Annotated in this window: 14 protein-coding genes; 2 read left to right on the plus strand and 12 right to left on the minus strand. The window is 65.5% G+C overall.

The genetic code is table 11. The features are described from left to right. Positions 1 to 2: 2 nt before the first annotated feature. The 7 genes from FHW83_RS18260 to FHW83_RS18290 form a co-directional block, all read right to left on the minus strand. On the minus strand, positions 3 to 947 hold the full coding sequence (locus tag FHW83_RS18260) for a polysaccharide deacetylase family protein (protein ID WP_176647889.1): 945 nt from the start codon (positions 945 to 947) through the stop codon (positions 3 to 5). Between the two features lie 21 nt (positions 948 to 968). Next, positions 969 to 2,009, minus strand: coding sequence for a bifunctional UDP-4-keto-pentose/UDP-xylose synthase (locus FHW83_RS18265; protein WP_176647765.1), 1,041 nt, complete (start codon positions 2,007 to 2,009; stop codon positions 969 to 971). Positions 2,010 to 2,032: 23 nt separating this feature from the next. Beyond that, positions 2,033 to 2,956 (minus strand): formyltransferase, encoded by a 924-nt coding sequence (locus FHW83_RS18270; protein ID WP_176647891.1) that lies wholly within the window; start codon positions 2,954 to 2,956, stop codon positions 2,033 to 2,035. A 7-nt stretch (positions 2,957 to 2,963) separates the two neighbouring features. Continuing rightward, positions 2,964 to 3,989 (minus strand): glycosyltransferase, encoded by a 1,026-nt coding sequence (locus tag FHW83_RS18275; RefSeq protein ID WP_176647890.1) that lies wholly within the window; start codon positions 3,987 to 3,989, stop codon positions 2,964 to 2,966. Positions 3,990 to 3,994: 5 nt separating this feature from the next. Continuing rightward, positions 3,995 to 5,134 carry a DegT/DnrJ/EryC1/StrS aminotransferase family protein gene (locus FHW83_RS18280; RefSeq protein ID WP_176647766.1) on the minus strand — a complete coding sequence of 380 codons (1,140 nt, stop codon included), beginning with the start codon at positions 5,132 to 5,134 and terminating at the stop codon, positions 3,995 to 3,997. Between the two features lie 120 nt (positions 5,135 to 5,254). Next, a complete protein-coding gene (locus FHW83_RS18285; RefSeq protein ID WP_176647767.1) occupies positions 5,255 to 6,913 on the minus strand; it encodes a glycosyltransferase family 39 protein in 1,659 nt (552 codons plus the stop codon). Then, entirely contained in the window at positions 6,913 to 7,305 is a 393-nt protein-coding gene (locus tag FHW83_RS18290; protein ID WP_176647768.1) for an Mth938-like domain-containing protein, read from the minus strand. The genes FHW83_RS18285 and FHW83_RS18290 overlap by 1 nt, the downstream gene beginning before the upstream one ends. 175 nt (positions 7,306 to 7,480) lie before the next feature. On the opposite strand from FHW83_RS18290, the gene FHW83_RS18295 reads away from it, so the two are divergent. Continuing rightward, a complete protein-coding gene (locus FHW83_RS18295; protein WP_176647769.1) occupies positions 7,481 to 8,713 on the plus strand; it encodes a pyridoxal phosphate-dependent aminotransferase in 1,233 nt (410 codons plus the stop codon). 122 nt (positions 8,714 to 8,835) lie between these two features. Then, positions 8,836 to 10,158, plus strand: a complete 1,323-nt coding sequence (locus FHW83_RS18300; RefSeq protein WP_176647770.1) for a homoserine dehydrogenase — start codon at positions 8,836 to 8,838, stop codon at positions 10,156 to 10,158. Positions 10,159 to 10,285: 127 nt separating this feature from the next. Here FHW83_RS18300 and FHW83_RS18305 read toward each other — a convergent pair whose 3' ends face one another. The 5 genes from FHW83_RS18305 to FHW83_RS18325 form a co-directional block, all read right to left on the minus strand. Continuing rightward, positions 10,286 to 10,612, minus strand: a complete 327-nt coding sequence (locus FHW83_RS18305; protein WP_176647771.1) for a BON domain-containing protein — start codon at positions 10,610 to 10,612, stop codon at positions 10,286 to 10,288. Positions 10,613 to 10,820: 208 nt separating this feature from the next. Then, the gene (locus FHW83_RS18310) at positions 10,821 to 12,221 is read right to left on the minus strand and encodes a sigma 54-interacting transcriptional regulator (protein ID WP_176647772.1); all 1,401 of its coding nucleotides are present in this window, start codon (positions 12,219 to 12,221) and stop codon (positions 10,821 to 10,823) included. Further along, positions 12,218 to 12,781, minus strand: coding sequence for a hypothetical protein (locus FHW83_RS18315; RefSeq protein WP_176647773.1), 564 nt, complete (start codon positions 12,779 to 12,781; stop codon positions 12,218 to 12,220). The genes FHW83_RS18310 and FHW83_RS18315 overlap by 4 nt, the downstream gene beginning before the upstream one ends. Beyond that, positions 12,771 to 14,201 (minus strand): sensor histidine kinase KdpD, encoded by a 1,431-nt coding sequence (locus FHW83_RS18320; RefSeq protein WP_176647774.1) that lies wholly within the window; start codon positions 14,199 to 14,201, stop codon positions 12,771 to 12,773. The genes FHW83_RS18315 and FHW83_RS18320 overlap by 11 nt, the downstream gene beginning before the upstream one ends. A gap of 112 nt (positions 14,202 to 14,313) precedes the next feature. Further along, complete coding sequence (locus FHW83_RS18325) at positions 14,314 to 14,658, minus strand: ribonuclease E inhibitor RraB (protein WP_176647775.1); 345 nt, start codon at positions 14,656 to 14,658, stop codon at positions 14,314 to 14,316. Positions 14,659 to 14,684 lie beyond the last annotated feature (26 nt).

A 14,684-nucleotide genomic window follows, 5' to 3' on the forward strand; every position in this document is an offset into this window, starting at 1 on the left:
TGTTAAGCGCTGGCCGCGCCTTGTACGATCAGCGTGCCAGAACGTCCCGGCAGCTCGCCCCAGGTGATGGGGCAAACCGGCATCGGCAGGTGCTGGATCTTCCGGTGGTAGTCGGCCATGGACGCCAATTGGTATCCCTGCGCTTGCCATCCTGCCAATAGCTGCTCGAATATGGGGGCGAGTTTCTGTCCTTCAAGCTCCGCATGCAAAGTATAAACGTGGTCGCGCGTGGCGCCCTCGGTCAGCCTGAGCAGGAACGCGGCGATGTTGGCGGTGGTGATGGTGACGCCGTCGATCTCGCAGCCCAGCACCTCGTCCAGCGTCGGCAGGGTGGTCGGCATCTGTATGTGCGCAAGCACTTTATTCCCATCGGACAGGCGATGCGGGCCGTCGGCCGGATTGGCCAGCGTGCCGTCCTCCTTCAGCACGCAGCGGCCGTCGGACGCGTAGGCGTAACCGGCGTGGTCGTGCTCGTGGAAGGCGCCGTTGTTCATCTGCCAGCCGGCCGCGCCATGAGTGTGCGGCGCCACGCCAAACACCTGCGTGTAGCGGGCGGCGGCCTTGCGCATCATGTTGACGGCCCAGCCGGCGTCGCGCCTGGCGACGTTGTCCTGCCACAGCACATGGTCCCAGGTGTGGATGCCGCACTCGAAGCCGGCGTCGCGCACGGCGCGCATGTCGGCGGCGCAGTCCTTGCCGATGTCCGGACCGGGCAGCAGCACGCCGTACATCAGGGTCTTGATGCCGTAGTGCTCGACCACCGAGGTGCGCGACACCTTGCTGAAGAAGCCGGGACGCAGCGCGCGCCGCATCGCCCAGCCGGTGTGATCCGGACCGAGCGAGAACAGGAAGGTGGCGCCCGCGTTGTGCGCCTTGAGCATGCGCACCAGGTTGGGTACGCCCTCGCGGGTGCCGCGATAGGTGTCGACGTCGATCTTCAACACCATCAAGGGTTGATTACTCAATGTTCAGTCCATCAGGGCTTGGGCGGCGGCCACCTGGCCGCGGTAGGCGTCGAAGATTTTCTTCAGGGCGTCGGCCATGGAGGTGGTCGGCTTCCAGTCCAGCTCCTCGCAGGTGTTGGTGATCTTCGGCACGCGGTTCTTGACGTCCTGGTAGCCGGCGCCGTAGTAGGCGCCCGAGGTGGTCTCGACGATCTTGACCTTGGCCGCGCCTTCGGCGTACTCGGGATACTGCGGCGCCAGCGCCAGCATCATGTTGGCGAGCTCGCGGATCGAATAGTTGTTGACCGGGTTGCCGATGTTGTAGATCTTGCCGCTGGCGGCGCCGTTCTTGTTCTCGATGATCTTCATCAGCGCGTCGATGCCGTCGTCGATGTCGGTGAAGGCGCGCTTCTGGTGGCCGCCGTCCACCAGCGAGATGTTCTCGCCGCGCACGATGTGGCCGAAGAACTGCGTCACCACGCGCGAGGAACCTTCCTTAGGCGTGTGGATGGAATCGAGGCCGGCGCCGATCCAGTTGAATGGGCGGAACAGCGTGAAGTTCAGGCCCTCCATGCCGTAGCCCCAGATCACGCGGTCCATCAGCTGCTTGGCGTTGGAGTAGATCCAGCGCGGCTTGTTGATCGGGCCGCAGATCAGCTCCGAGTTCTCGGGATCGAATTCCTCGTCGTGGCACATGCCGTACACTTCCGAGGTCGATGGGAACACCAGGTGCTTGCCGTACTTGGCGGCCGAACGCACGATCGGCAGGTTGGCCTCGAAGTCCAGCTCGAACACGCGCAGCGGGGCTTTCACGTAGGTCGAAGGGGTCGCGATCGCGACCAAGGGCAGGATCACGTCGCACTTCTTGACGTGGTACTCCACCCATTCCTTGTTGATGGTGATGTCGCCCTCGAAGAAGTGCATGCGCGGATGCGCGAGCAGCTCGCTGATGCGGTCGGTACTCATGTCCATGCCGTAAACATGCCAGTCGGTGGTTTCAAGGATGCGCTTGGACAGGTGGTGGCCGATAAAGCCGTTCACGCCGAGGATGAGTACTTTTTTCATGTTTTGGTTTCCAATCGATATTCTTATGCCGCCAGGCGGGCTTTTAATTGTTCGGCGGTGATGGGATCGCCATCCGCCGTCAGCGCGGAAATCGCCAGCATGCGGCCATCGCCGCAGACTCCAAAGATACAATTATCTATCACCGTCAGTCCCGGTGGCAAACCAAGACAACTTACGTTGCCAAAATTGCCACTGCCCGTGCCGGCCAGGCGGGCGCGCTGGATCACATAGCGTACACCGCCGAGGTCGGTGAAGGCGCCTGGATAAGGAGGGGCGACCGCCCGGTGCAGGTTGTAGACCTGCTGCGCCGGCTGGTTCCAGTCGATGCGGCCATCCTCGGGCGTGCGGCCGCCGAAGTAGCCGCCGCGCGTGAGGTCGTTGTGCAGGCGCGGCGCCGTGCCATCCAGCAGCGAGGGCAGCACGCGCCACAGCGCCTGCTCGGCCGCCACCTGCACCTTGCCGAACACCTCGTGCGCGGTGTCGTCCGGCAGGATGGGCACCTCCATCTGCGAAACGATGGCGCCGGCGTCCGGCTTGACCGTCATCTCGTGCAGCGTGGCGCCGGTGACCGTGGCGCCGTGCAGCACCGCCCAGTTGACCGGCGCGCGGCCGCGGAATTCCGGCAGCAGCGAGCCATGCATGTTGAAAGCGGGCGCCACCGCCAGCAGCTCGGCCGGCAGCATGTGGCGGTAGTAGAAGCTGAACATCAGGTCCGGCCGCGCCGCTTGCACCCGCGCCAGCAGCTCGGGCGACCTGGCGTCGGCCGGGGTGACGTAAGGAATGCCCTCGCTCTGGCACAGCGAGATCACCGATTCGAACCAGATGTTCTCGCTGGCGCTGTCCTCGTGGGTGACCACCAGCGCCACGTCCACGCCGGCCGCCAGCAACACCTTGAGGCAGCGCACGCCGACGTTGTGGTAGCCGAACACCACCGCGCGTTTGCGCACGTCCAGATCATTCATGGCGACGGCCCACGGTACGTTTCTCGACGCCGGCCGGGGCCGGCGCCGGGGCCGGCGCGTCCTCGCGCTGCTGCAGGATGGTCTGCACCACGTAGCGCGGCCGCGCGCGCACCTGCTGGAAGATGCGGCCGGTGTACTCGCCCAGCAAGCCGATGCCGAACAAGATAACGCCCATGAAGAAGAAGGTGATGGCGAACAGCGTGAACACGCCCTCGGCCTCGGCGCCGAGGAACAGGCGGCGCACCAGCAGCACCAGCACCAGGATGCCAGACACCAGCGACAGCAGCATGCCCATCATCGAGTAGAACTGCAGCGGCACCAGCGAGAAGCCGGTGACCAGGTCGAAGTTCAGGCGGATCAGGCTGTACAGCGAATACTTCGACTCGCCGGCCGCGCGCTCCTCGTGCTCGACCACGATCTCGGTCGGGTTGCGGGCGAAGCGGTAGGCCAGCGCCGGCACGAAGGTGTTGACCTCGGCGCACTGGTTCATCAGGTCGACGATGTTGCGGCCGTAGGCGCGCAGCATATTGCCCTGGTCGGTGATCTTGATGTTGGTGATGCGCTCGCGCAGGCGGTTCATGGCCTTGGAGGCGTAGGTGCGCCACGCCGTATCCTGGCGCTTGCGGCGGATCGAGCCGACGTAGTCGTAGCCTTCGCGCATCTTGGCCACCAGGTTGCCGATTTCCTCGGGCGGGTTCTGCAGGTCGGCGTCGAGCGTGACCATGATCTCGCCGCGCGCCGCCTCGAAGCCGGCCAGGATCGCCATGTGCTGGCCGTAGTTGCCGTTGAACAGCACCACGCGCGTGACGTCCGGGCGCGCGCGGAACTGCTCGGCCAGGATGGACACCGAGTTGTCGCGGCTGCCGTCGTTGACGAACACGATCTCGTAGCTGGTGCCCAGCTTGTCCAGCGCGGGATACAGGCGCGCGAACAGCGCGGCCAGCCCGGCCTGCTCGTTGTAGATCGGGATGACCACCGAGATTTCCGGCTTGCCCTGGGTAATGGTCACATCGGTCATGTCGGTCATTTGATCAGGATCGCTTTCACGGCGGCGGCCACGCGGTCGACGTCGGCGGTGGTCATGGCGTAGAACATCGGCAGGGTCACGGTCAGGCGGCCGATCTTCTCGGCGACCGGGAACATGCCTTCCTTGAAGCCGCGCTCGCGGTACATGGTGAACAGGTGGATCGGCGCGTAGTGGTAGCCGGTGCCGATGTTGAAGCGCTCCTTCATGGCGTTCATGAAGTCGGCGCGGGTGGTCGGGCCCTGGTCCGGCAGGATGATCTGGAACAGGTGATAGTTGCTGGAGTCGAAGGCCTGCAGCGGCAGCTGGGCGCCCGAGCGCGCCTCGAAGTCCGGCCCGAACGCCTCGTAGTAGCGGCGCGCCAGCGCGCGGCGGTGGGCGGTGATGTTTTCAATATTGGCGAACTGGCCCAGGCCGATGGCGGCCATGATGTCGCTCATATTGTATTTGCCGCCGAGGACGTCGACGTCGATGCCGTCCACGCCGCTGCGGGTCACGCCCTGCAGGCGGTACTTGTCGGCCAGCCTGGCCTCTTCATCGTTGTTGAGCACCAGCGCGCCACCTTCGCCGGTGGTGATGTTCTTGTTGGCCTGGAAGCTGAACGAGACGAAGTCGCCGAACGAACCAATGCGCTTGCCCCGCCACTCCGAGCCGAAGGCCTGGGCCGCGTCCTCCACCACGCGCAGATTGTGCTTCCTGGCGATGGCGTACAGGCGGTCCATGTCGACCGGCAGGCCGGACAGGTAGACCGGAATGATGGCCTTGGTGCGCGGCGTGATGGCCGCTTCAAGCTTGTCGAGGTCGATGTTGCGGGTAATCGGGTCGATGTCGGCGAACACCGGCGTGGCGCCCACCTCGATGATGACGTTGGCGGTAGCCACCCACGAGATCGGCGTGGTGATCACCTCGTCGCCGGCGCCGATGCCGGCGATGCGCAGCGCGATCTCCATGGTGCAGGTGCCGGAATTGAAGGTGCGCACCGGACGGCCGCCGAAGTACTCCGACATGCGGGCCTCGAACGCCGCCACTTTCGGGCCGCTGGTGATCCAGCCCGAGCGCAGGACTTCGGCGACGGCGGTGATGGTGGCCTCGTCGATGGTGGGCCGGGAGAATGGCAGGAAGGGCAGATCAGCACTCATGAGGTGGTTTGCTCGCTAGTATTTTTTATATAAAACGTCTGGCCGCAATTCTAAAGTGTTCATCAGGTGCGCGCCAGCCGCACCGCACGGTTCGGGCGTGTGAACTGGTCTATTTGTTCATTACCGATTGGTAATAACTATGCGGCGGGTGTCCTCCGCCACCACGCGCATCGGTATGCCCCGGGCCTTCAGCGCCTCGTAGGAATTGTCGCTGAGGATGGCCATGGCCTTGACGTTTTGTGCGCTCAGGTGGTTCCACTGCTCGACAAAGCCTTGCATCGGGATAGACAGTTCCGGCTGCTGGCGCAGGCCGAAGGTGAATTCATCCCAGTAATCGACCAGGGTCACGGTGCGGCCGAGGTAGAAGGTCATGGATTGCTCGTAGGTGCCGACCGAGTAGACGCGGGTGTCGGGCCCTAGTTCGGGCAGCATCTTCAGCGCCAGCGCCTTGCCGGCCCGCATATTACCGTAGGGCTCGAAGCCGGCCAGGATCAGCTGCACCGAGGCGAAGCCGGCGATGGCCAGCGTCAGCACGCCGAGGTCGCGCCGCAGCTGGCGCGCGTGCAGCAGCGCCAGCGCGCCGCCGGCGGCGGCCACGATGGCGGCGGTCAGCACCCACGGCTGGTAGGCCTCCAGCAGCGCGCGCTCGTCCGGATGGCGCACCGACATCTCGACCATGTGCGGCATGGCGATCAGGCCGGCCACGCCGGTCACGATCAGCAGCACCGCCGCGATCGAGCGGTTCAGGCGCGAGGCGCTTTCCAGGTAGGTCGCCAGCAGCATGGCCATGGCCGGGAACACCGGCAGGATGTAGCCCGGCAGCTTGGAGCTGGAATAGCTGAAGAAGAAGGTGATGAACACCATCCAGATCACCAGCATCAGCCTGGGCTGGAACACCGCGCCCGGCGTGCGCCGCACGCCGCTGAACAGCGCCTGCGGCGCCAGGCCCAGCCAGGGCATCAGGCCCGGCAGCAGCAGCAGCAGGAAGTAGTACCACGGGCCTTCGCGGTGGTGGGTCTTGAGGAAGAAGCGTTCCCAGTGTTCATGGATGAAGAAGAAGTGCGGCTGCTCCGGGTTCTTCAGGCCCACCAGCACGAACCACGGCGCGGCGATGGCGAAGAACAGCAGCAGGCCCTTGCCGAGATGCAGGCGCTTCCAGATGGCGAAGTCGCGCGACAGCAGGCTGTACAGGGTCAGCACGGCGCCCGGCAGCACCAGCCCGATCAGGCCCTTGGCCAGCACGGCCAGCGCCATGCCGGCCCAGCAGGCCAGCATCCAGTTGCGGCGCTCGGCCGGCGCGGCGCCGTCGCGCTGGGCGATCAGCATCGCGCACAGGGCGATGGTCATCATGCCGGACAAGCTCATGTCCAGAGAGTTGATCTGGCCGGACGCCACCCAGAACAGGCTGGAGCCCAGCACCAGCGCGGCGTAGAAGCCGGCGCGCGCGCCGAACACGCGGTGCGCGGCGTAGCCGGTGAACAGCACGCCGCCCAGGCCGCACAAGCCGGTCCACAGGCGCGCCTGCCACTCGCCCAGGCCGAAGGCGCCGAAGGACAGCGCGTTCATCCAGGTTTGCAGCGGCGGCTTCTCGAAATACTTGATGCCGTTCAGGCGGGTGGTGATCCAGTCGCCGGTGGCCCACATCTCGCGCGCCATCTCGGCGTAGCGGCCCTCATCGGGCGGCACCAGGGTGCGCACGCCCAGCATGTACAGCCAGACCAGGGTGAACGCCGCCAGCAGCGACCACAGGAATTTTTTCGAGTTGTACAGGTCGTTCATCAGGCCTGGTCGCCCTCGTTGGCGTCGATCACCAGGGCCAGCGTGACTTTGCGGCCCTCTCCCATCAGGATGTTGTAGGTGCGGCAGGCGGCCTGGCTGTCCATGCATTCCACGCCGATGCGGCGCATGGTCAGCGCGGCGGTCAGTTTCGGGTGGATGAAGCGCTGGCGCGCGCCGGTGCCGAGGATCACCACGTCCGGGCTGTCGGCGCCGATGATGTCGAAATGTTCCGCGGTAATGGATTCGAAGGTGGGGGCGTTCCACGCGCGGGGCGGGGTTTCCGGCAAGACAATCAGGCTGTAGTTGTAGCGCTCGGCGTTGATCTCCACGCCGGTTTCATCGTAGCCGGTCACGGTCTGGTATTTTTGGGTATCGCTTTGGTGGAGCTTCATGGTGGAAATCGCGTATTTTGGACAGCAAAAGAAGCGTCATTGTAGCGTTTTAAAGATGAAAGGTTGATTAAATCAGGGCCTTTCGGCAGAATGGTTCTTTTCGCATTGCAGCACGGGCCGGCTTGGGCGTTTTGGCAGGTCAGAGAAGTTTGCCTCACATAAACAGGATTTTATTTTGCGACCGATTCAAAAATCGAACAAACTGGCGGAAGTCTGCTACGAGATCCGCGGCCCGGTGCCGGAAAAAGCCCGGCAAATGGAGGAGGAAGGCCACAAGATCACGAAGTTGAATATCGGCAACTTGGCCGTGTTCGGCTTCGATCCGCCGGACGAGATCGTGCAGGACATGAAGATGAACCTGTCCAACGCGGCCGGCTACACCGACTCCAAGGGCATGTTCGCGCCGCGCAAGGCGGTGATGCATTACACGCAGGGCAAGAACATCCGCGGCGTCAGCATCGACGACATCTACCTCGGCAATGGCGCCTCGGAACTGATCGTCATGTCGATGAACGCGCTGCTCAACAACGGCGACGAGGTGCTGGTGCCGGCGCCCGACTATCCGCTGTGGACGGCAGCGGTGTCGCTGTCCGGCGGCAAGCCGGTGCACTACGTCTGCGACGAGCAGCAGGACTGGTTCCCGGACATCGAGGACATGCGCGGCAAGATCACGCCGAACACGCGCGCCATCGTGGTGATCAACCCCAACAACCCGACCGGCGCGCTGTACCCGGTCGAGCTGCTGCTGCAGATCATCGAGCTGGCGCGCCAGCACCAGCTGATCATCTACGCCGATGAAATCTACGACAAGGTGCTGTACGACGGCGCCCAGCACGTGTCGATCGCCTCGCTGGCGGACGACGTGCTGTTCGTGACCTTCAACGGCCTGTCGAAGAATTACCGCGCCTGCGGCTACCGTTCCGGCTGGATGGTGGTGTCGGGCGAGAAGTCGCACGCCAAGGATTACATCGAGGGCTTGAACATGCTGGCCTCGATGCGCCTGTGCGCCAACGCGCCGGGGCAGTTTGCGATCCAGACTGCGCTCGGCGGCTACCAGTCGATCGACGACCTGGTGGGCCCGGGCGGGCGCCTGTTGAAGCAACGCGACCTGGCTTACAAGCTGCTGACCGAGATTCCGGGCGTCACTTGTGTCAAGCCGAAAGCGGCGCTGTACATGTTCCCAAGGCTCGATCCGAAGATCTATCCGATCGCGGATGACCAGCAGTTCGCATACGAGTTGCTGGCCGAAACCAAAGTGCTGATCGTCCAGGGCAGCGGCTTCAACTGGATCGCGCCGGATCACTTCCGCGTGGTGTTCCTGCCGAACTCGGACGACATGGTGGACGCCTTCGGCCGCATGGCCAGGTTCATGGAAAGCTACCGCAAGCGCCACGGCGCCAGCTTTTAACGCCGTCATTCCGGCGAACGCCGGAATCCATGCTGAGCCAACGAATTCGGCGGCGTTGCATGGACCGCAGCGGCGGACCGTCCGCCTGCGCCGGAATGACGATTAAGATTTTTGGAATTTATATGAAACCAATCAAAGTAGGCTTGTTAGGCGTCGGCAATGTCGGCGGTGGTACGTTCGACGTGCTGGAACGCAATCAGGAAGAGATCCGCCGCCGCGCCGGCCGCGGCATCGAGGTGGTGGCCGTCTCGGCCCGCAACCTGGAACGCGCCAAGGCGCGCACCGGCGGCAAGGTCAAGGTGGTGGCCAACCCGGCCGACATCGTCAACGATCCGGAAATCGACATCGTCGTCGAGCTGATCGGCGGCTACGAGCAGGCGCGCGAGCTGGTGCTGAAGGCCATCGAGAACGGCAAGCACGTGGTCACCGCCAACAAGGCGCTGCTGGCCGTGCACGGCAACGAGATCTTCGCCGCCGCCCAGGCCAAGGGCGTGATGGTGGCGTTCGAGGCGGCCGTGGCCGGCGGCATCCCCATCATCAAGGCGCTGCGCGAGGGCCTGACCGCCAACCGCATCCACTGGCTGGCCGGCATCATCAACGGCACCACCAACTTCATCCTGTCCGAGATGCGCGACAAGGGCCTGGACTTCGCCACCGTGCTCAAGCAGGCGCAGGAGCTGGGCTACGCCGAGGCCGACCCGACCTTCGACATCGAGGGCGTGGACGCGGCGCACAAGGCCACCATCCTGGCCGCGATCGCGTTCGGCATTCCGGTGCAGTTCGACAAGGCGCACGTGGAGGGCATCTCCAAGCTGAACGCGGTGGACATCAGGTACGCCGAACAGCTGGGCTACCGCATCAAGCTGCTGGGCATCGCCAAGCGCGCCAAGGTGGGCGGCAAGGAAGGCGTGGAGCTGCGCGTGCACCCGACCCTGATCCCGGCCAAGCGCCTGATCGCCAACGTGGAGGGCGCCATGAACGCGGTCCTGGTGCAGGGCGACGCCGTCGGCGCCACGCTGTACTACGGCAAGGGCGCCGGCTCCGAGCCGACCGCCTCGGCCGTGATCGCCGACCTGGTCGACATCACCCGCCTGGCCACCGCCGATCCGGAGCACCGCGTGCCGCACCTGGCGTTCCAGCCGAACGCTATGACCAACATCGAGATCCTGCCGATGTCGGAAGTGACCACCAGCTACTACCTGCGCATGAACGTGAGCGACCAGCCGGGCGTGCTGGCCGACCTGACCCGCATCCTGGCCGACGCCGGCATCTCGATCGATGCCATGCTGCAGAAGGAGCCGGCCGATGGCGAGACCCGCACCGACATCATCTTCCTGACCCACCAGACCCAGGAGAAGCACGTCACCAGCGCCATCGCCAAGATGGAAGGCCTGTCGACGGTGTGCGGCAGCGTCACCAAGATCCGCCTGGAAAACCTCAGCTAAGCAGGCGAAAAAAAGCCGGGACGGTGTCTACGCACACCATCCCGGCAAAGGGTAAGGGGCAGCTACTCCTATTTAGTGCCCGGTACTACGGTACTACGATGCTGCTCGGTTGCTGCTCAGTTGCGGATTACTTCGAAGCGACGGTCAGTTCGCTCTTCACTTCCTTCACGCCCGGCACGGCCGATGCCACCTGGATGGCCTTGGTGCCGACGTCGGTGCTGGCCACGGTGCCGCTCAGGGTCACCACGCCGTCAGCGGTGGTCACGCCGATCTGCTTCTGGTCCGCCAGCGACGCCTTGATCTTGCTGGTGATTGCCTCATCGTTGGTCGCGGTGCCGGCCTTGGCGGCGCCTGCCAGGGCGGCGTCCTGCTGGGCGAAAGCGGTACCGGTTGCAGCGGCGGCGGTCAGGGCGGTGGCAACCATCAGGCGGGCGATCAGTTGTTTGGTCATCATGATTTGCTTCCTTTATCGAGTTTGAGGATAAAACGTCTGGGACGTTACCCAACCTATTGCAAACCCCGTGCCAGCCTGAATTTTTTCTTTAATTTCAATGGCTTATAATGATTTTTCTAATGGGAAATCATAATGTCGTGGCTTTTTCGGCCATATTGCCGCGATTTTGTCGGGAAATGGCGACATCCAGCCGCCATCGTTATCCAAGTCATTGATTTTTAACGGTATCCTCCTGTCGCTCGGTGGCGACATCGCCACGGAACAGGCTGGCGTCGAGCTCATGTTTCTGCAGCAGGCGGTAAAACTCCGTGCGATTGCGCTCCGCCAGGCGGGCGGCGTCGGCCACGTTGCCATCGGTCAGCTTCAGCAGTTGCACCAGGTAATTGCGCTCGAAGCGCTGGCGCGCCTCGTTGTAGCTGAGCACCTCCAGCGACGGCACGCGCAGCGCCCGCTGCACCAGCGACAGCGGCACCAGCGGCGCGGTGGCCAGCGCGCACACGTGCTCGACCACGTTGTATAGCTGGCGCACGTTGCCTGGCCAGGCCGAGGTGGTGAGCGCCTCCAGCGCGTCGGGCGCGAAGCCGCGCACCGTCTTGCCGTACTTGGCCGCCAGCGTGTGCAGGAACTGGGTGGCCATGGGCGCGATGTCCTCGCGCCGCTGCGCCAGCGGCGGCAGCGTCAGCGTGATGACGTTCAGGCGGTAATACAGGTCCTCGCGGAACTGGCCCTCGCGCATGGCGGCGTCGAGGTCGCGGTGGGTGGCGGACAGCACCCGCACGTCGACCGGCTTGGCCACGTCCGAGCCCAGCTGGCGCACCACGCGCTCCTGCAGCACCCGCAGCAGCTTGACCTGCAGCAGCAGCGGCATGTCGCCGATCTCGTCGAGGAACAGGGTGCCGCCGTCGGCCGCCTGCAGCAAGCCTTCGCGGCTGGCCACGGCGCCGGTGTAGGCGCCCTTGACGTGGCCGAACAGCTCAGACTCCAGCAGCGCCTCCGGGATCGCGCCGCAATTGACCGCGATGAAGGGCGCCTGCGCGCGCCGGCTGGCGCGGTGGATGGCCTGCGCCAGCAATTCCTTGCCGGTGCCGCTTTCGCCGCGGATCAGGATGCTGGCGTCGGAGGCGGCCACCAGCCGCGCCTCGGCCAGCAGCTCGTCCATGCACTGGCTGCGGCTGATGATGGCCGAGCGCCATTCCTCGTCGGCCTCGGCGGGGCGGGCCGCCGGCGCCGCCAGGCTCAGCGCCTGGGCGATGCGTTCCAGCAGCACCTTGGCGTCGAACGGCTTGGTCAGGTAGGCGTAGGCGCCCAGGGTGGTGGCTTCCACCGCGTCCGGGATGCTGCCATGCGCGGTCAGCAGGATCACCGGCAGCGCCGGGTAGCTGCGGCGGATTTCCTGGAACAGCCACATGCCGTCGCGCTCGGGCAGGCGGATGTCGCTGATCACCAGACGAGGCAGTTCAATCGACAGCCGCGCCAGCGCCGCCTCGGCGCTGGTGACGGCCGTGACGCGGTAGCCGTTGGCGCTGAGCCGCATCGATAGCAGGCGCAGCAGGTCGTCGTCATCGTCCACCAGCAGCAGGTGGGCGCCTTGTCCCTGGGTCGTGGTCATTTGGTCACCTGTGGTCCGGGCGCCGGGCGGGCCGGCAGCGTGCGTTCTATGGTCTTCAAGCCTTCCAGCATCTCGTTCAATTGCTCGATGCGGCGCTGGTTGTCCTTTTGCTGGGCGGCCAGGCGGTCGGCGTGCTCGTACAGGCGGCGCGTCTCGGCGCAGTTGCTCGACAGCAGTTGCGCCAGCGGCCGGAACGGCGCCGCCTCCACCTCGGCCGAGGTGGCCACGCTGTCGAGCAGCGCCTGCGCGCGCGCCAGGTCGCCGCCGCCGCGCGTGAGCATCAGCGCCATGCCCATCTGGATCGCCACGCGCGGGCTGCGCTGTTGCAGCCCGAGGCCGCTCAACTCCTTCAGCAGCTCGCCCTGGCTCATGCGGCGCAGCGACTGGTGGTAGCTCAGCAGCGGCCCCACCTCGTCCGGCGGCGGCGGCGGCGCCTGGATCACTTCCACCACCGGCGGTGGCGGCGGCGCCGGCGCCGGGTCGGCCGGCAGCGGCGAATTCAGCGTGCAGGCCGCCAGCGACAGGCAGGCCAGCAGGGTGGTGAGGTGCTTAGCGTTCATAAGGAAGTTCGATATGGAAGTGGGCGCCGCGCTCGGAGGGCAGCAATTTCAATGCGCCGCCATGCGCGGTCACGTATTCATGCACGATGGACAGGCCGATGCCGTTGCCGCGGCGCGCGCCGGGCGGCTGGCGCTGGCCCTGGTAGAACGGCTCGAAGATGCGGGCGGCGTCCTCGGCCGCCACGCCCGGCCCCTGGTCGACGCAGTCGAGCAGCAGCTTGCCGTTCAGCTCGCCCAGGCGGAAGCTGATCAGGCCCCCTTGCGGGCTGAAGCGGACGGCGTTGGACAGCAGGTTGCCCAGCACGGTGGCCAGCTTGTCGGCGTCGGCGGCGATCGGCCGCGCCTTGCCCTCGCTGACCACGGTCAGGCGCGCGGCCTGCCACTGCAGGCGCTGGCTGTCCACCGCCTGGGCCAGCAGCTCGCCCATGTCCACCAGCTGGCGCTGCAGGTGCTGGGCGTCGAAGGTGGCGGCGTTGTAGCGCAGCAGCGCCTCGATCTGCGACTGCAGGGCGGCGGTGTTCTGGTTGAGGATGCCGGCGATCTCGCGCTGGTCGGGCGACAGCGCGCCGGCCACGCCATCCTCCAGCAGCGCCACGCCCTCGCGCAGCGCCGCCAGCGGCGTCTTCAGCTCGTGCGAGATGTGGCGCAGGAAGCGCGCCTTGTCCGCCTCCAGGTCGGCCAGGCGCTGGCGCAGCCAGTTCAGCTGCTGGCCCACGCGCTGCAGGTCGCTGGGGCCGGGCACGGCGATCGGCTGGTCGTAGCGGCTCTCGCCCAGCGTGTCGATGGCCTGCTCGATCCGCGCCAGCGGGCGCGACAGCCAGAAGCCGAAGCCCGAGGCCAGCGCGGCCGCCAGGATGATGGAGCCGATCACCTGCGCCTTGAGCACGGCCCGGCGCTGGTCCAGCTCGGCCAGCAGCTCGCCGTTGCGGCGCTCGACCTCCTGCTTGACCTCCTCGGCCAGTTGTTCGTTGACGTCCGGCAGCGGCGCCAGCACCCGCTCCAGCGCCTGCTGGCGCGCGCCGCGCGCGCTGACCGGGCGCGACGGCGCCTGCAGGATTTCCCACGCCTGCTGGCCGGCCTCGCGCCAGCGTTCGAACAGGGTTTCCTGGGCGTAGGGCAGGGCGGCCGCCACCGCGTCCAGCGCCAGCTGCGCGTCGCGCCAGGCGTCGGCGTAGCGTTTGCGGAAGGCCGGGTCGTCCAGCACCATGTACTGGCGCGCGCTGCGCGTCATGGCGACGCTGCGCTCGGCCAGTTGCTGGGTATTTTCAGTGAGCGCCAGCGCGTGGCGTCCGCTGTCGCGGCTGTGGGCGGCCAGGCGGTCCAGGGTCCACAGGGCATGCAGCGAGGCGGCGCTCAGCAGCACGGCAATCAACAGGAAGACGCCCAGCAGCAACTGGCGAAACGAGAGTTTCGAGAGCATGCGGGGTGAGGAAAAGTTAAGCTATTTGAATCATATGATCAAATAGCCGCATGCCCCTGTTCGATTGACGCAAAATATTGCTCTGCCGCATTAATTGGCGCGGCTGGCGGCCTCAGGCTTCGGCCGGGCCGACGTCCATGCCGTCGTAGGATTCGAGCTGGTGTTCGGCGGCGAACTTGTAGAATTCCTGGTTGCGCGCGTGCAGGGTGTCGACCGTGTGCTTCTCGACCTTTTCAATGTGCAGCCACCACAGCGCCGGGGTGCCGGCCTCCGGCTTGGAGTCGTAGATGCCGACGAACTGGTAGCCCTTGGCCTGCAGCGCCGGCACCACGCCTTCCAGCTTGGCCTTGTCGGCGTCCGCGAAGAAGTAGCCCCACAGCAGCGGCTTGCTGATGTCCCACGGGGCGTTCTGCTTCATGTCCGCAAACAGCGTGACCATTTCTTCTTTGGTAATCATTCATTATTCCTTGAGCGGCGGTAAAA

This window comes from Duganella sp. SG902, assembly GCF_013376005.1.
Classification (GTDB): domain Bacteria; phylum Pseudomonadota; class Gammaproteobacteria; order Burkholderiales; family Burkholderiaceae_D; genus Rugamonas.

Excerpts from the sequence above, each read along its gene's own strand:
- FHW83_RS18300 (WP_176647770.1), top strand. The coding sequence starts at position 8,836 with ATGAAACCAATCAAAGTAGGCTTGTTAGGCGTCGGCAATGTCGGCGGT.
- FHW83_RS18320 (WP_176647774.1), bottom strand. The coding sequence starts at position 14,201 with ATGCTCTCGAAACTCTCGTTTCGCCAGTTGCTGCTGGGCGTCTTCCTG.
- FHW83_RS18260 (WP_176647889.1), bottom strand. The coding sequence starts at position 947 with ATGGTGTTGAAGATCGACGTCGACACCTATCGCGGCACCCGCGAGGGC.
- FHW83_RS18285 (WP_176647767.1), bottom strand. The coding sequence starts at position 6,913 with ATGAACGACCTGTACAACTCGAAAAAATTCCTGTGGTCGCTGCTGGCG.
- FHW83_RS18305 (WP_176647771.1), bottom strand. The coding sequence starts at position 10,612 with ATGATGACCAAACAACTGATCGCCCGCCTGATGGTTGCCACCGCCCTG.
- FHW83_RS18290 (WP_176647768.1), bottom strand. The coding sequence starts at position 7,305 with ATGAAGCTCCACCAAAGCGATACCCAAAAATACCAGACCGTGACCGGC.
- FHW83_RS18280 (WP_176647766.1), bottom strand. The coding sequence starts at position 5,134 with ATGAGTGCTGATCTGCCCTTCCTGCCATTCTCCCGGCCCACCATCGAC.
- FHW83_RS18265 (WP_176647765.1), bottom strand. The coding sequence starts at position 2,009 with ATGAAAAAAGTACTCATCCTCGGCGTGAACGGCTTTATCGGCCACCAC.
- FHW83_RS18275 (WP_176647890.1), bottom strand. The coding sequence starts at position 3,989 with ATGACCGATGTGACCATTACCCAGGGCAAGCCGGAAATCTCGGTGGTC.
- FHW83_RS18325 (WP_176647775.1), bottom strand. The coding sequence starts at position 14,658 with ATGATTACCAAAGAAGAAATGGTCACGCTGTTTGCGGACATGAAGCAG.
- FHW83_RS18310 (WP_176647772.1), bottom strand. The coding sequence starts at position 12,221 with ATGACCACGACCCAGGGACAAGGCGCCCACCTGCTGCTGGTGGACGAT.
- FHW83_RS18315 (WP_176647773.1), bottom strand. The coding sequence starts at position 12,781 with ATGAACGCTAAGCACCTCACCACCCTGCTGGCCTGCCTGTCGCTGGCG.